General features: G+C 59.6%; 14 protein-coding genes and 1 tRNA gene. 1 reads left to right on the top strand and 14 read right to left on the bottom strand.

The annotated features are described in order from the left end of the window. Positions 1-5: 5 nt before the first annotated feature. The 13 genes from C1717_RS05105 to C1717_RS05035 form a co-directional block, all read right to left on the bottom strand. Entirely contained in the window at positions 6-731 is a 726-nt protein-coding gene (locus C1717_RS05105; RefSeq protein WP_102372122.1) for a lysophospholipid acyltransferase family protein, read from the bottom strand. A gap of 1 nt (position 732) precedes the next feature. Continuing rightward, positions 733-1,413 carry a (d)CMP kinase gene (gene cmk / locus C1717_RS05100; protein ID WP_102372121.1) on the bottom strand — a complete coding sequence of 227 codons (681 nt, stop codon included), beginning with the start codon at positions 1,411-1,413 and terminating at the stop codon, positions 733-735. A 178-nt stretch (positions 1,414-1,591) separates the two neighbouring features. Further along, entirely contained in the window at positions 1,592-1,876 is a 285-nt protein-coding gene (locus C1717_RS05095; protein ID WP_077074060.1) for a DUF4368 domain-containing protein, read from the bottom strand. 178 nt (positions 1,877-2,054) lie between these two features. Further along, on the bottom strand, positions 2,055-3,974 hold the full coding sequence (tet(W), locus tag C1717_RS05090) for a tetracycline resistance ribosomal protection protein Tet(W) (protein ID WP_000691721.1): 1,920 nt from the start codon (positions 3,972-3,974) through the stop codon (positions 2,055-2,057). A 618-nt stretch (positions 3,975-4,592) separates the two neighbouring features. Next, positions 4,593-5,426 (bottom strand): pseudouridine synthase, encoded by an 834-nt coding sequence (locus tag C1717_RS05075; RefSeq protein WP_245859479.1) that lies wholly within the window; start codon positions 5,424-5,426, stop codon positions 4,593-4,595. Further along, complete coding sequence (gene scpB, locus C1717_RS05070) at positions 5,419-6,129, bottom strand: SMC-Scp complex subunit ScpB (RefSeq protein WP_102372120.1); 711 nt, start codon at positions 6,127-6,129, stop codon at positions 5,419-5,421. The genes C1717_RS05075 and scpB overlap by 8 nt, the downstream gene beginning before the upstream one ends. Before the next feature lie 46 nt (positions 6,130-6,175). Then, the gene (locus C1717_RS05065; protein WP_102372119.1) at positions 6,176-6,985 is read right to left on the bottom strand and encodes a segregation and condensation protein A; all 810 of its coding nucleotides are present in this window, start codon (positions 6,983-6,985) and stop codon (positions 6,176-6,178) included. A gap of 74 nt (positions 6,986-7,059) precedes the next feature. Then, positions 7,060-7,734, bottom strand: coding sequence for a site-2 protease family protein (locus C1717_RS05060; protein ID WP_102372118.1), 675 nt, complete (start codon positions 7,732-7,734; stop codon positions 7,060-7,062). A gap of 8 nt (positions 7,735-7,742) precedes the next feature. Continuing rightward, positions 7,743-8,039, bottom strand: coding sequence for a hypothetical protein (locus C1717_RS05055; RefSeq protein ID WP_102372117.1), 297 nt, complete (start codon positions 8,037-8,039; stop codon positions 7,743-7,745). Continuing rightward, positions 8,032-10,050, bottom strand: coding sequence for an ABC-F family ATP-binding cassette domain-containing protein (locus tag C1717_RS05050; protein WP_102372116.1), 2,019 nt, complete (start codon positions 10,048-10,050; stop codon positions 8,032-8,034). The genes C1717_RS05055 and C1717_RS05050 overlap by 8 nt, the downstream gene beginning before the upstream one ends. 95 nt (positions 10,051-10,145) lie before the next feature. Beyond that, positions 10,146-10,220, bottom strand: a tRNA-Val gene (locus C1717_RS05045). A 167-nt stretch (positions 10,221-10,387) separates the two neighbouring features. After that, positions 10,388-11,938 (bottom strand): immunoglobulin domain-containing protein, encoded by a 1,551-nt coding sequence (locus C1717_RS05040; protein WP_146003660.1) that lies wholly within the window; start codon positions 11,936-11,938, stop codon positions 10,388-10,390. A 163-nt stretch (positions 11,939-12,101) separates the two neighbouring features. Further along, positions 12,102-12,776, bottom strand: a complete 675-nt coding sequence (locus C1717_RS05035; RefSeq protein WP_102372114.1) for a helix-turn-helix transcriptional regulator — start codon at positions 12,774-12,776, stop codon at positions 12,102-12,104. Positions 12,777-13,423: 647 nt separating this feature from the next. Between C1717_RS05035 and C1717_RS05025 the strand changes: the two genes are divergently transcribed. Further along, positions 13,424-14,644, top strand: coding sequence for an IS110 family RNA-guided transposase (locus C1717_RS05025; RefSeq protein WP_245859336.1), 1,221 nt, complete (start codon positions 13,424-13,426; stop codon positions 14,642-14,644). Positions 14,645-14,688: 44 nt separating this feature from the next. Here C1717_RS05025 and C1717_RS10575 read toward each other — a convergent pair whose 3' ends face one another. Beyond that, on the bottom strand, positions 14,689-15,258 hold the full coding sequence (locus C1717_RS10575) for a helix-turn-helix domain-containing protein (protein ID WP_180965843.1): 570 nt from the start codon (positions 15,256-15,258) through the stop codon (positions 14,689-14,691). Positions 15,259-15,368: the final 110 nt, after the last annotated feature.

Genomic DNA, 15,368 nt, shown 5'->3' with positions numbered 1-15,368 from the left:
GCGCATCACCTTCTCCCAGGATGCTCGACGCGAAGCTCGTCGCGCACGGCGTACATACGACGGATGGCCTCGTCCTCGAACCACTGGGTCCGGTCGCGACGGGACATGCCTTCGGGAGCATCATCGAGCGAAAGGCGCTCGCCCGCGCGCATCCAGGTCTTCATGGGACGCATGAGGTGCTTGCCGGCAGGCGTGATGTCGCGAAAACCGCAGACCGCCATGGGAGCGATCTCGGCTTTGGCCATCTGAGCCATGAGCGCGAAGCCGCCATGCACCACGACCGGCTGGTCGTCAGTGCGGATACGCGTGCCCTCTGGGTAGATGAGGACGTCCTCGCCGCGTTGGAGGGCATGCTGGGCGCGGCGCAGCGCCTTCATGTCGGCGGTGCCACGGTCAACCGGGATGCCGCCCACGCGAGCGAAGAACCATTTGATGATGGGGTTCTTGTTGAACTCCGATTTCATGATGGGGCGCACGCGCCGTCCGGTGCGCACGATGTGCGTGACCAGGGCTACGACCTCAGCCATGGAGGTATGGTTGCAGATGATGACCGAGCCGGTTTTACCCCGAGCGATGAGCTGCTCGGCGTTCTCAACGTTCCAACGCCACATGAGCTTGCTGAACGCGAAGAGTATGGCGATCACCACGTAGTAGAAGATGCGCAGGGCGACGGGATAGTCGCGCATCGCGTTGTCGTAGTAGTCCTCCGTACCGTATTTGAAGAGCTTCATCCTATCTCCTCCCGTCGATGAGGCAGGCGATCTTCTGGACCACCTCGTCGATGGTGTATGCGGTGCTATCGATGACGACGGCGTCTGGAGCAGCGGAGAGCGGGGCGACATCGCGAGATGAATCGAGCTCGTCGCGGCGCTCGAGGGCCTCGAGCGTTCGTTGGACCTCGTCTTCGAGTGCATCTGCGGAGATGTCCTCGCCTTCATGGCGCTGGGCCACGCGGCGCCGGGCTCGTTCACGGGGGTCCGCGGTGAGAAACACCTTGATCTGGGCTTCGGGGAACACCACCGTGCCGATGTCTCGACCTTCGGCGACGACATCATGGTCGTCGGCAGCGGCGCGCTGATGGGAAAGGAGCGCCTTGCGCACGCCCGGGTAGGCCGAGACCTTGGATACCGTCGCATCGACAGCCGGCGTGCGGATCTCGCGGGTGACATCCTCTCCGTCGACGGCGATGCGCTGGCCATCCTCGGGAGCGGCGGAGACCGTGATGACGATATGGCGCGCGAGATCGGTCACCGCCGGCTCGTCGTCGAGGTCGATATGGCGCGCTGCCGCCGTATACGCAACCGCGCGGTACATGGCGCCCGTGTCGAGCTTCTGGAACCCGAAGCGTCGGGCGACCTCGCGAGCGATGGTCGATTTACCGGACCCCGCAGGGCCGTCGATGGCTATGATCATGAGCGCGTTCCTTCCTTGGTTGCGCGGGCATCTTGATGATCCGGGCCGCCCTGTCGGGCGTGCTCGTTGATTGGATCCCCTATCGCTTTACTAATGTGTGATAAAGAAGTAATAGAAGTGTAAAAAATTTTGCCGTTCCTATCCGGCACTTGGCCATTGTGTCGGATAGGTCGGGCGGTTATTCCGGCAAATCAATCTTGCCGACAAAGCTGTAATAAATCTCAATGTCCTGCCTGCGGGTGCCGTTCTCGTCATAGCTGCACTCATGCACAACGTTTTTTTCAATCATTTCCCGCAAGAGGGTGGGGGTAAGTTCCTCAAAGGCAAGGTGCTTTCGGACAATCCCCATAAACTTTTCCGCGTTGACGGTGGCGGCCTGCGACTTGTCCAGTTCGGCCTGCAAAGCGGCGGCGCGGTCTTTCAGTTCCCGCTGCTCCTGCTCGTAGTCTGCCGACAATTCCATGAAACGCTCGTCGCTGATTTTGCCGTTCACATTGTCCTCATGTTCGCAGATGACGTATTTGCTTTCCTGTTGTAATATTCGTCTGTTCCTGGTTCAAAATAGTTTCTCCTCTCTGATACTGATTTTATCAATGATATTTCGCAATAGCCAGCAATGAACGCTTGCATTGCGCAAGACGTTACATTATCTTCTGAAACATATAGCGCACCTTGTCCAGGCGGCTGTTTGGACGGCGGGGCTGGATGACTGGCTTGCCGACAGCGGCCTGATACCCTTTCAGTTCTGTAAGGCATACGCTCTGCCCGTTGGTGTAAAAGGCCAGATCAGTACGGTATGCCTGTATACAGCGGGCGGGAATCTCGCCAGTAAAGACAACTTCATCCTTTTTTACCTGGACCGTTTCGATGGTGGCACAGTATTTCGGTGCATCATGATAAGCCCTGGAAAGATATTCCCGGGGCGCATAGAGGGTGAAGGAGAGATAAGGTTCCAGCAGTTGCGTCCCTGATTCCTTCAATGCCTGTTCCAATACAATCGGGGCCAATGAGCGGAAGTCCGCCGGCGTGCTGACCGGACTGTAATAAAGCCCGTATTCAAAGCAAATCTTACAGTCCGTTACGTTCCAGCCGAACAAGCCCTGCTCCAGCCCGTAACGGATACCATCCCTGACAGCGTTTTGAAAACTCTGGTTCAAGTATCCCAGCGAAACCCGGCTCTCGTATTGTACACCGGAGCCAAGCGGGAGTGGTGTAACAGACAGTCCGATGGATGCCCAAAACGGGTTGGGCGGCACCTCGATATGGATGGTGTGGCTGGCTGCTTTGAGCGGCCGCTCCATATAAATGACGGTGGGTTCCTTTACCACTGTTTCAAGCTTGTATTTTTCCGACAGCAAAGCGGAAACAACCTCCAACTGCACCCGGCCCAAAAAAGAAAGAATGATCTCATGGGTGATGGAATCCACCTCGCAGCGCAAAAGCGGGTCAGTATCCGCAAGTTGCGTAAGAGCGTCCAGCAGCCGTTCTCTTTGCGCTGCCGTTTTCGGCGCAATCGACGTCCGCAGCATGGGGAGGGGGTCCTCACGCCACCTTTTACGAGGGAGCCGGGTTGGGTCCCCTAATACATCGTTTAACCTCACGCTGTCGCTGGGAAGGATAACAATTTCACCCGGATAAGCGGTGTCTGTCCGAACAATTTCCCCTTTGGATGGAATACGCATCTCTGTGATTTTCAGCTTTTCTCTCCCGGCCAGGGCCACCGTATCCCGCAGGCGCAGCGTTCCGCTGTATAGCCGTAGATAGACACGCCGCTGGCCGCAATCTGTATACTCCACCTTGAAAACGCTGCCGCATAGGGCGGCGCTCCCCTGTTCCCCAATCGGTTGGAACAGCCCTGTCACCGCATCCATCAACGGTTGAATGCCAAGGCCCTTTTTGGCGCTGCCATAATAGACCGGGAACAGGGAGGCGTCTTGAACCCGCCGCTGTTCCTCCCGCACAAGTTTTTCCCGGCTGATTGGTTCTCCTGCGATATACTTTTCCAATAATTTATCGTTATTTTCGATGACCGCATCCCATGCTTCTATGTCGGTATTTTCCTCCAGGACTATTTCCGGGGACAGCGACACCGTCTGCTTGATGATAATATCGGCGGAGAGCTTATCCCGAACAGACTGAACCACGCTCTGCAAATCAACGCCAGCCTGGTCGATCTTGTTGATAAAGATAACGGTGGGAATGTTCATTTTCCGCAGGGCATGGAACAGAATACGGGTCTGGGCCTGCACGCCATCTTTAGCGGAGATCACCAAGATGGCCCCATCTAAAACAGCCAAAGAGCGGTACACCTCCGCCAAAAAATCCATGTGGCCGGGCGTATCCACAATGTTGACTTTACATCTGTGCCACTGGAAGGAAGTGACTGCCGCTTGAATGGTAATCCCACGCTGCCGCTCCAAAAACATGGTGTCCGTCCTCGTTGTCCCTTTTTCGACGCTCCCCGGTTCTGAAATGGCTCCGCTGGCATATAGCAGGCTCTCCGTCAAGGTCGTCTTTCCAGCGTCTACATGGGCAAGAATTCCAATATTGATTATTTTCATGTGATTGTCCTCCCTTTACTGCCCCGAAGGGCATAAAAATCCCCAGCAGTAAAATACTTTTACCGCTGGGGATGATAATTTGCGGACATACGCATATACAGCATACACCTGTTTGTGAGTGCTGTTTTTGGGGATATGTCAAAATTGATAAGGCAAAAGTATTCTTAAATTGGGTACAAAAAACTAAGCCCCTACAAAAGGGACTATCATAATCCTTTGTTCCCACTATTTGATTATAGTTTTATTTAAGAATACCTTGCCGCATATTTTTTACTCCTTTTCTGGGGGTTTGAATTATTATATCACATCAGTTTTAGGAAAACAAGTATCTAAAAGAAATTTTTCTTCCCCTTATATGTAACAATCATACCGGCTTCCTAACGTTCAGAATGGTTTCTACTGTCTGCTGCGGTGTTTGGTTGGAATTGTCCAGCCAAAAGCCGATCCGTGGTGTTGTCTGCATTTTACTAAATACAAATTCAATGTATACAGAAAGAAATATATAAGGAGTGGGAGGGATTCCGCCGTAGTCGGCATTGTAGGAAAATCCAAAAGTTTAGATTTTCTCAAAATGCTTATCTTTTGGTCTTTGGTTCGGAATAGTGTAGTGCTGGCGGTCTATCTATTGTTTTCGGTTGCTTGCTTCTTTACCGTACATGAGCATTCACGCAGGGCATCCAGCTCGGCCCTCTCGAGCTCCCGCCATGACCCGCTAGCAAGCCCGTTGAGGCGAAGCGGACCGAACGCAGGGCGGTGGAGCTCTAGAACCGGATGGTGGACGGCGCCGAGCATGCGCTTCACCTGGTTCTTGCGACCCTCATGGATGTCGATCTCGACCAGCGAGGTGCCTCGCACGCGTTTGAACGAGCAGCCGGCATCTGGCGGAACCGTCTCGAGAAGCGAGCATCGTGCGGGCTGGCAGGGTCCGTCGTCGAGTACGATCCCTTTCCTAAGGGGCTCGAGCTCCCGATCGCTCATTGAGCCATCAACCAATGCGAGGTAGGTCTTCTCGACATGGCGTGAAGGATGCAGGAGCGCCTGTCCCAGATCGCCATCGGTCGTGAAGAGGAGCAGGCCCGTGGTATCCATATCCAGCCTGCCAACCGGGAAGAGCCCTGGATAGCGATCGCAGGGCACGAGCTCGGCAACCGTCGGCCTACCCTGAGGATCGCTCATGGTGGTCAGGTACCCCGAAGGCTTGTGGAGCATGAGGTAGACGGCTTCAGCAGGCCAGCTCACGCGCATCCCATCGACCTCGACTACGTCGCGGTCGACATCGATCTTGGTACCGAGCTCGCAGGCGACCACGCCGTTGACGCTTACGCGCCCGGCAGTCATCAGGTTCTCCGAGCCCCGCCTGCTCGCCACGCCGGCGCGCGCTAGGAATCGCTGGAGGCGCATGGTATGAGGCCATGGGCCGTTGCCTTCGATGCGGCGGGCGTCGTCAGTCATCGAATTCCTCATCCGTCGCATTGCCCACGATCATGAGGTCGTCGTCCTCGTCATAGGCATCATCGATCAGCTCGTGTTCCTCTTCGAGATCCTGGTCGGCCTCTTCCAGCGTGGATTGGATGGACCTGCCGGACAGGCGCTCGCGAATGAAATGACGCGCTTGCTCATCGGGTGCAAATTGCTCGAGATCGGGAAGGTCGCGGGTGGAGCGAAGGCCGAACTTCTCCAAGAAGGCGTTGGTCGTACCGTACAGGATCGCCTGGCCGCGCTCCGCATCGCGCCCCATCTCGCGGACGAGCCCCTTGTCAACGAGCGACGAGATGACGCCATCGGAATTGACGCCACGGATGCCCTTCACCGTCTCACGCGTGACCGGCTGATGGTACGCGATGACGGCGAGCGTCTCCAAAGCAGCCTGCGAAAGCTTCTGGGTGTCCCATGAAAGCACGAACGACTCAACTTGGTCGTGGTAGGCGGGATGGGTGAACAAGCGCCAGCCCCCTGCGACCTCACGTAGCTGGAAGCCTCGCTCCGCCTCCTCGTACTCTACCTTGAGCTCAGCCAGAAGCGAAGCGCATTCTCCCGGTGTGATGTCGATGGCCTGCGCAAGGGCGCTCGCGCTTACCGGGTCGCTCGACACCAGGAGCAGCGCCTCGAGGGCAGCCTTGGGCGAGAGTGGGTTCAAGTTGTCCAAGTCCTTCATCTTGGGCCTCCCGGGGAGATAGAAAGGGGGTGCGGGAACGAAGCCATCATTCGTCGGTCTCCTCGATAGCAAGGGCATCACCTGGGTGATAAGCCGGCGCGCCCTCTACGCGCTCGATCTGGATCTCGCCGAAGTTCTCGTCTTGCGCAAGCGTGACCGACCCGCGTTTAGCAAGTTCGAGGATAGCAAGGAAGGTTGCGACGAGCTGCTCGGTGGTTGCTCCCTCATCGAGGAGCTCGCGGAAGGTCGTGGTAGGACGAGCCATGGTGAATCGGTCGACCGAGGCCACGGTGAGCTCGAGCGGGAGGCGCTTGGGGGCCACATGCTCCGCCTCGAGGAGGAACGTCTCGCGGCGGCTGTCCAGATCCGCGCAGATGACCGCGAGGCCGCGCAAGGTGATACCGGCGAGGTAATCGGGCATGAGGCCCAAGAACTCGGGGTCGGGACCAGCAACGCGCGGATGCATGCGGCGCTCCGCCTCCATGCGGGAACCGAGCGCGGCAGCGGCGGCCTTGAACTGCTTGTATGCGATCAGGCGCTGGATGAGCACTTCGCGCAGGGCGTCTCCATCGAGGCTTGCGAGCTCGTCATCGTCACTGTCGTCGTCCTCAACCGTACGAGGTCCTTCATCGGGAACGAGCGAGGCGGCCTTGATGTCGAGGAGCGTCGCCGCCACGAGCAAGAAGTCGCTTGCAACGTCGAGGTCGAGCGCTTCGAGGCGCTCCACTTCCTCGAGGTACTGCTCGGTCACCTCGGAGATGGATATAGCCCCGATGTCGACCTTCTGGCGGGAAACAAGCTGGAGCAACAGATCGAACGGCCCTGAATATACCTGCGTGGTGACCCGGTACGACATGTCCCTCCCCCATATGCCCTCTTGAGCTCAATGCGCCCACGTAAGCGTTTCAACTGAGTAAGTTTAGCGCACCATCAGCCGAGCACGAATGAGAGCATCCAGTTTGCAAGCGGATACACCGTGATATCGAAATAGATGCCGATGAGGTCGATCCCCGTGAACGAGGGCAGCAGGTACAGCACGACGATGAGGATGGGCATCGCGTAAGCCTGAATGCGCCGATAGATGCGCAGTGCATCGCCTTTGAGGAAGGGCACGATGATGGTCGAACCGTCGAGAGGCGGCAAGGGGATGAGGTTGAAGAAGGCGAGGGAGAGGTTGGTGAGCAGCGCGGTGATGAAGAAGGAGGCTAGAAGCGAGGCGAGCTGGAAGCTAAGCGCCCCGGCGAGAAGCGCGGGCCTGAGCATGCCATAGAGCGCTGCGGCGACAGCTGCGAGCAAGATGTTGGAAACCGGTCCAGCAAGGGCGACAAGCACCTCGTCGCGTTTAGGGTTCTTGAGATTGCCAAGGTATACCGGGACGGGCTTGGCGTAGGCGAAGACCGGTCCACCCGCGAGCATGAGCAGAAGCGGTAAGACCACCGTGCCGAACGGATCGATGTGGTTTAACGGGTTCAACGAGAAGCGCCCACGGGAACGTGCCGTGGAATCACCAAGAAGATACGCTGCGAGAGCATGGGCGCTCTCGTGCACGACGATACCTAAGATGACCGCGACAGCAGAGAGCAGCAGCGAGATGATACGGTCCATGGCGCCCCCTACCGTACGAGGCGCGAGGCGCGCTGGCAGACATAGTCGAGTATGAAGCAGGCAAGTGCCACCAAGGCGAAGTCGAAGCGGAACACCCCGCCGAAGGGCGAGGCGATCACGCCCCATCCCGCGATCGCGGCGGGCAGTGCCCGCGAGAGGTCGACGATGAAGCCAACGATGTTGAGCTTGGCAACGAGGCCCGAGAAGCAAAGCACGATGACGATGAGGCAAAGCGCGATGGCCGCGAACCTGAATATCCAAGAGAGAACCGCGAGCGCAACCGCTGCCGCATTTCTACTACCCACGTGCTGTTTCCTCCTCGATGTTGGTAGAGAGCTCGAGCCATTCGTCCTCGAGGACGGGTATGGCCTGCTTCAGGCCGTTATATTCCCCTAAAGCGTCGTTGAACCTCGCTTGGTCGGCATAGAGCTCCTCAGATGCCATCAGCTCCATGAGCTCATCATATCGGGCGCGCTTGCGTTCCAGCTCGGCCTCGACCTTCTTCAGACGGTCTTTCAAGGGCTTGAGGCGCTTGTTCAGCGCGGCTCGAGCCTCAGCCTCCTCTCGGCGCTGCTCCTTGGTCTTCTTACCTTCACGGACAGGCTGCTCGGATGCCTCATGATGGCGACGGAGCGTTCTGGAGCCCTCGGCTCCATGCGGTGCCGGCTTGGCCTCCTCGCGCTCTTGGAGGGCGCGCTGGGCCAGGTCCTCCCGCTTGAAGAGGTAGTAGTCGTAGTCGCCATCGATGACGGTCATCTTCCCATCGCGGATGTCGACGACGCGATTTGCCACCGAGCGCACGAGATGCTCGTCGTGGGAGATGAGGACGAGGGTGCCGGGGAAGCTCTTGAGCGCGTTCTCGAGCATGTCCACCGAGTCGATGTCGAGATGGTTGGTGGGCTCGTCGAGGCAGAGCAAGGCCTCAGGCGCAACGAGCATCTTGGCGAGGGCGAGACGCGCTCGCTCGCCTCCGGAGAGCACGCCGACGCGCTTGTCGACGTCTTCGCCCGAGAAGAGGAATGCGCCGAGGAGGCTCCGCTGCTGGGGAACCGTCCACGTAGGGGCAACGGAGTCAATCTCCTGCAGCACGGTGTTGGATTCCTTCAGGCCTTCCAGCTGATGCTGGGCATAGTAGGCGACGCCCACGTTCACTCCAAGCTCGCGTCTACCGGCGGTTGGCTGCTCGACGCCGGCAAGCATCTTGAGAAGCGTCGACTTGCCAGCGCCGTTGGGGCCCACGAGCGCCACATGGTCGCCCCGATAGAGCGTAAGGTCGATGCCGCTGTAGACATGCTTGTCCGCATAGGACTTCGACACGCCCTCGAGCTTCACGACCATGTCGCCCGAGCGCGGTGGATCGGGGAACTTGAAGTCAACGTGCTTATGGCCCTCGGGAAGGATGACGAGCTCGCTCTTGATCTGCTCGATGCGCTTCATGCGCTCCTGAGCCTGCGCCGCCTTGGTGGGCTTGTAGCGGAACTTGTCGACGAAGACCTGCATATGGGCGATCTCGCGCTCCTGTGCTGCGCGCTTGGCGCGCATCTGCTCGAGGTTGTCCTCGCGCTGCTTGAGATAGGAGCTGTAGTTGCCGGTGTAGACCGTGATACGGCGGTTCTCGAGCGCAGCCACATGATCCACGCAGGCATCCATGAAGGCGCGGTCATGGGAGACGATGAGCACAGCGCCCTCGTAGTTTGCGATGAAAGACCGCAGCCACTGAACGCTCTCGAGGTCGAGGTGGTTCGTAGGCTCATCCAGAAGCAGCAGATCAGGATGGCGGAGGAACAGCTTCGCGAGCGCGATGCGCATCTGCCAGCCGCCCGAGAACTCGGCGCAGGGCTTATTGAAGTCCTCGACGGGAAAGCCCAGACCGGCGAGGATCTGGCGGGCGTTGCTCTCGAGCTCGTAGCCTCCGAGCCCCTCGAAGCGGTCCTGCACGCGGCCGTATTCATCGAGAAGCGCGCTCGGCACCTCGCCCGTCTCCCCCGCTTCGGCGATCTTGAGCTGCAGGGCCTCAGCGCGCTCGCCGAGCTCGCGAATCTCGTGCGCAGCGGCCATGACCTCGTCGATCACGGGCACGTCGCTTGCGAGCTTCGTCTCCTGCTCGAGGTAGCCCACGTTCACGTCCTTCGCGAACGTGATGGAGCCGCCGTCGGCGGTATCGAGTCCCATGATGATCTTTAGAAGCGTGGTCTTGCCGGCGCCGTTGGGTCCCACAAGCGCAAAGCGGTCGCCGGGATTCACCTGAAAGGAAGCACCGGAAAAGAGCGTACGCACACCGAAGCTCTTCTCGATCTTGTCTACATTGAGGATCATCTGTTCACCCCGCACCCAACGCGCAGTGCATTCGCACTGTGAACGGCTCGATAAGAAAAAGGGCCGGCGATTGCTCCCCGGCCCCATTCATGTTCTGGTGGGCGTTACAAGATTTGAACTTGTGACCCCTTCCGTGTGAAGGAAGTGCTCTACCCCTGAGCCAAACGCCCTTGTGCTTTTCAGCGAAAGTTATAGTACCACGCTACTCCTCCGCTGCCAAGCATGAATTTAGAAAACTGGCAACGACCATGTAGCCAACGTCTGATATCTGCGACATTACTCGGTTTTGTGTAGCGTATTCCAGACGTTAGGCATATCGAAGGCTGTACGAATAGCTCTACCGGGACGTTCTCTTGCGGAGGCCGGTGACGACGAGCGCTATGCCGGAGATCCCAGCAAGCGCGCAAACCAAAGGCGCTACATCGCCCGTGGCGGGGATGGTTTCCTCGTTCTTGGCAGGCTCTTCAGCGCCGCAGACCGTGCAGACGCCGTCTTGGTAGCTATGGCCGGTGGCGGGGATCGTCTCGCCCTTTGCGATCACGTAGCCGCAGACGGAGCAGACCGTGTCGCCGGTGTAGCCCTCATCGGTGCAGGTGGCCTTCTTTTCGTTCTCGACGGTGCGCATATGCCCGGCGTAGTCAAGCCTGTCGCCGCAGGCCGCGCACTCGTGCCAGTGTCCGTCCGCGTCGCTCGACCAATCGCTGGCAGGTTTGTGGGCGTGCGCGACTGTGAGGGTCGCGGGGTCGCTTATGACAGCGCCGCCGTCTCCGGTCACAATACAACGGTACTGGTTGCCGCTCATGTCCATTGTGGTTTTCCCCGTGGTATATTCGGCTGCGTTTGCGCTGGCAATGTTTGTCCAGTTATTTCCGTTATCGATGCTTTGCTGCCACTGATAGGACAACGGCTCGCTGCCGGTGGCATTCACGGTAAAGGTAGCGGTTTCGCCCTCGATCACAGATTTATCTGCGGGCTGGGTGATGATGGTGCACAGGTTGCCCAGCACCACATCCCCGTTGGCGTTCAGACCAATATCCCAGGCGTCACCGTCTGAGGAGAAGTAGTCCGCCGGGTTTTCGCCCGCCATATTGTCGCTCCACCCACTGATGAAACTGCGGGGGACACCTTCTGCGGTCACGCCAATGCGCGCGTTTTCGCCCAGAGGTCCGGTGATTTTGATAGTATTCCATCCTAAATACAGGTTGTCGGTGGCACCAGCCTTCGTATTGTTTTGAATGATGGAATCACCGGACAGATAAAAGGTGCCGTATAGACACACCCCGCCGCCGTAACCGAAAGTATCGCTGTTAGTGGTGTTGCCGGTGATGGAGCCGCCGGACAGAGTGAATGAGCCTTTGTTAACCATCACCCCTCCACCTCCACCTGAGGTGGTCTGGTTGTTGTTGATGCTGCCGTCTTCCATAGTGAATGTGCCGTCTATGTCCACATATACTCCGCCGCCGGCGTTGGCGGTGTTGCCGGCAATGCTGCCGCCGGTCATTGTAAAGGTGCCGCCGCCGGCCACATACACCCCGCCGCCGTTGCTGCCAGAACCGCCGGTGAGAACACCGCCGGTGGAGCAGTCGCACAGGGTAAGACTTGCGCCGCTGCCCACGGAAATATGCTGCTTGTTCAGGTCCAACTTATGGCCGTTGAGGCAGAGGATCACCTCGCCACTGACGGTGATGGACTCGGTGACGGAGTACTCTACATCGCCGGACAGGTAGTAGCTGCCGCCGGATAAGGTGGTGGTGCCAGCCGTAAACTCCGTCCAGCCGTTGCTGTGGCTGTCGTGCTCTCCCGCCGCCAGCGCCGTGGCGGGGAGCGCGACTAAACAGAGAAGTGCCGCAGCGAACAGGGACGCAATCGTTCTTTTCAGCATCTTCATCCTCCACCCAGCGCATGAGCCGTCGACACAACAGGTCCTGAACCCATTGTTGAGGATGAGGCACCCCCTTCCCCTACCCGACAGGAAGGGCAATGTGGGGAGAACGGAGGTATGGTGAACGGAAATTCGCTCGCACATCTTGTCTGAGAACCTGCAAACCTGTCTACGCTAACATGAATTGCGCGAGGTCTTTGCGGCTCGATACCCCGAGCTTGCGGAACGCGTTGGACAGGCACTCCTTCACGCGATTCACCGAGAAACCCATGTGCTCGGCGATCTCGGCGTTCGACCAGTCGCGCGAGGCGAGCATGCAGACCGCGAACTCGGTGGTGGTGAGGTTGTCCGCCACGTCGTCGGCGGTCGAAGGGTTGTGGACGCGCCGCCAGCCGGCACTGAAGCGATAGGTGATGTCGATCATGCGCTTGAAGTCGTCCGGCCACGCGGGCTTGATGGCGGCCTCGAGCATACCGCCCAGAAGTCCGTGGTGCTCACCGAAGGGTTGAATGAGGCCGTCCGGGCGCGCGATGTCCCAGGCGGCGAGGACGTGTTGGCGCGCCTCGTCGGTGCGGCGGAGCGCCATGAGGCTCATGACGGCCGCGAGGTGCAGGTAGATGGCAGGTATGGGGTAGAGCGCATCCGCCATGGCGAAGGCGCCCAGCACGATACCGTAGCTCTGCTCGTAGGCGCCCTCGAGGTAGAGGCGGTGCGCCTTGACATAACAGGCGAAGAGCCTGAGTCCAGGCGGCAGGAGCGGAAGCAGGTCGGGCGCGGTTTGCACGGATTTAGGCGCGGGTAGGTGCAATAGCGCGCTCGCGGCGTTCCCGATGAAGGTCGCCATGGCCGTCACTTCAGGAGGCGTACCCCATTACAGTTTGAGAAGTAGTTAGCCCAATCGCTTAAGCCATCCGCTTAGACGGTCGGACTACGATTGACATATGTCCCGAGGGACTGCCGATCGGGCGCCCGCGGACGGCCTTATGCCCCTGCCCCTTGAGGGCCCGGGGGGTGTTGCCGACGCGGGCGCCGCTGCTTCTGACGACTAATAGGAAACTGCCGGGCTCCTCCGACCAAAGAGCGCCACGGCCAGGTAATGTGGGTGTCGCGCGAGGCAGCATTCCGATCGACCGACGATTGGAAGGATACCATCATGCTGACCGAAGCCACCGCCTGCCCTGCCGTAATAGGCCTCGACGTCGGGAAGTTCTCCCATTGGGCGTGCCACGTGACCAGGCAGGGCGAGATCCTCGCCAGCGNACCCCATTACAGTTTGAGAAGTAGTTAGCCCAATCGCTTAAGCCATCCGCTTAGACGGTCGGACTACGATTGACATATGTCCCGAGGGACTGCCGATCGGGCGCCCGCGGACGGCCTTATGCCCCTGCCCCTTGAGGGCCCGGGGGGTGTTGCCGACGCGGGCGCCGCTGCTTCTGACGACTAATAGGAAACTGCCGGGCTCCTCCGACCAAAGAGCGCCACGGCCAGGTAATGTGGGTGTCGCGCGAGGCAGCATTCCGATCGACCGACGATTGGAAGGATACCATCATGCTGACCGAAGCCACCGCCTGCCCTGCCGTAATAGGCCTCGACGTCGGGAAGTTCTCCCATTGGGCGTGCCACGTGACCAGGCAGGGCGAGATCCTCGCCAGCGGCCCCGTGGCCAACACCGAGCATGACCTGGACAGCCTGTTCGCCCGAGTGGATGCAGGGACGCTGGTCGTCGTCGACCAAGTGCGCAACATCGGGTCGCTGGCGATATCGAGGGCAAGGCTGGCCGGGCTGCCCGTCGCCTACCTGCCGGGAATCGCCGCCCACGGAGCTGCCAAGCTGTTCGCGGGCGACGCCAAGACCGACGAGCGCGACGCCGCGGTCATAGCCAAGACGGCGCTCGGCATCCCGGATTCGCTGCTGCCCGTGCCAAGGCGCGACGAGAGGCTCGAGGCCGCAAGGTCGATGGCGGCGCAGAGGAACCACATGGTCACCTGCTCCACCCGTGACAAGAACAGGCTCAGGAGCATACTCCTGGAAAGCTGCCCCGCGTTCGAGGCGCTGGCCGACCTGGCCGATCCCCATTGGCTGAAGATGATGGAGTCCCTGGGCGGCCCCTGGGGCATCCTGGATGCCGGCAAGCCTGCCGTCGGCGCCGTGACCCGCGGCGCGAACAGGGCGCGCATCGACGCCGCGCTGGCGGCGATATCGTCGTCGACGCGCCCGTCCGAATACCAGGTCATGGCAGAGAACCCGCAGGTCAGGATGCTTGCCAGGCGTATCAGGGAGTCCGCCGAGGAAGCCGCAAGGCTCGACACGGAGATAACGGCGCTGCTCGTCGAGGACGGCACTTACGAATGCCTGCTGACCATCCCAGGAATCGGCCCAAGGACCGCATCGGAGCTGGTGATAAGCATCGACATCGACGACTTCCCCGACCACGACCACCTCGCATCGTATTGCGGAATCGCTCCCAGGAACCGCCAGTCAGGCAAGTCGATATCGTCGGTGAGCGCCTCGCGCCAGGGAAACAAGAGGCTGAAAAACCTGCTCATCTTCTCCTGCAACTCGCTTAGCAGGAGCAGGGGCCGGTTCGGCGACTACTACCGCAAATGCAGGGATCGCGGCATGTGCCACGGAGAGGCATTGAAGGCGGTCGCCAGGAAGAGGATGAAGGTGATCTACGCGATCATGAGGGACAAGGTCCCGTACTCGGCCTAGCTAGCCAGAGCCATAGAAAAACGCCAGCCCGACAAGGGCTGGCGTCAGCATGCTCGAAAGCAGTGATCTTTGCCAACAAAATCAGTTGACAAAACTATAGGAACACCCCCTATTTCGGAATTCAGGCTGCCGAGAGCGCCATCGAGCGCGAAGAGGGCATCGTTGATGCGGCCGAGGCTCAAGTTCGAGAACGCGCAGATGAGGCAGGCGGAAAGGCGTGCCTCGGCGTCGTCGCTCCTGAGGAGCGGGGCGGCAAGGTCGCGTGCACGCTCCGCGTTGCCGGTGAAGTAGGCGAGCTCGGCCTGCGCGACGGACGCGCGCGTGCCGTTCGCGAGGGAGGCGACGAACGCCTTCGCGGTTCCCGGAGCATAGGCCGTGCTCATAAGCGGCATGAGGTGCTGGAAGGAGGATGTTGGGCGACGGCTTGGTACCTGCGGCATGGAAGTACGATCTCCCCTGCGCGGATCGTCGGGCTTGACCGTGCCCTCGGGGATGCGCCACGATCCGCCGAGCTTCTCGGCACCTGCGATGCGCCCCTGCTTGCAGTAGCGCTGCACGAGCCGTTTTGATACGCCCCAGCGGCACGCTGCCTCATCTGCCTGGATATACTCCATGCTTCCCACCTGTTCAGACCTGTTTATCCCTCACGTTCTGTGAAGCGTATCAGATGAGTCGGGTCGCAAGCGCGAACACTTTAAGCGCAGCACCTATGGTAAAGGTGCAA

Origin of the sequence: Enorma phocaeensis (assembly GCF_900186505.1) — a bacterium.
In the GTDB taxonomy this organism is placed as follows: domain Bacteria; phylum Actinomycetota; class Coriobacteriia; order Coriobacteriales; family Coriobacteriaceae; genus Enorma; species Enorma phocaeensis.
The sequence above is the reverse complement of the archived record's forward strand: the minus strand, read 5'-3'. Positions and strand labels throughout refer to the sequence as shown.

What these genes read in the sequence shown, in the direction of transcription:
- C1717_RS05075 (WP_245859479.1), bottom strand. Translation starts at nt 5,426, where the DNA reads ATGACTGACGACGCCCGCCGCATCGAAGGCAACGGCCCATGGCCTCAT.
- C1717_RS05040 (WP_146003660.1), bottom strand. Translation starts at nt 11,938, where the DNA reads ATGAAGATGCTGAAAAGAACGATTGCGTCCCTGTTCGCTGCGGCACTT.
- C1717_RS05065 (WP_102372119.1), bottom strand. Translation starts at nt 6,985, where the DNA reads ATGTCGTACCGGGTCACCACGCAGGTATATTCAGGGCCGTTCGATCTG.
- C1717_RS05060 (WP_102372118.1), bottom strand. Translation starts at nt 7,734, where the DNA reads ATGGACCGTATCATCTCGCTGCTGCTCTCTGCTGTCGCGGTCATCTTA.
- C1717_RS05035 (WP_102372114.1), bottom strand. Translation starts at nt 12,776, where the DNA reads ATGGCGACCTTCATCGGGAACGCCGCGAGCGCGCTATTGCACCTACCC.
- C1717_RS05050 (WP_102372116.1), bottom strand. Translation starts at nt 10,050, where the DNA reads ATGATCCTCAATGTAGACAAGATCGAGAAGAGCTTCGGTGTGCGTACG.
- C1717_RS05025 (WP_245859336.1), top strand. Translation starts at nt 13,424, where the DNA reads ATGTGGGTGTCGCGCGAGGCAGCATTCCGATCGACCGACGATTGGAAG.
- scpB (WP_102372120.1), bottom strand. Translation starts at nt 6,129, where the DNA reads ATGAAGGACTTGGACAACTTGAACCCACTCTCGCCCAAGGCTGCCCTC.
- cmk (WP_102372121.1), bottom strand. Translation starts at nt 1,413, where the DNA reads ATGATCATAGCCATCGACGGCCCTGCGGGGTCCGGTAAATCGACCATC.
- C1717_RS05105 (WP_102372122.1), bottom strand. Translation starts at nt 731, where the DNA reads ATGAAGCTCTTCAAATACGGTACGGAGGACTACTACGACAACGCGATG.
- C1717_RS05095 (WP_077074060.1), bottom strand. Translation starts at nt 1,876, where the DNA reads ATGGAATTGTCGGCAGACTACGAGCAGGAGCAGCGGGAACTGAAAGAC.
- C1717_RS10575 (WP_180965843.1), bottom strand. Translation starts at nt 15,258, where the DNA reads ATGGAGTATATCCAGGCAGATGAGGCAGCGTGCCGCTGGGGCGTATCA.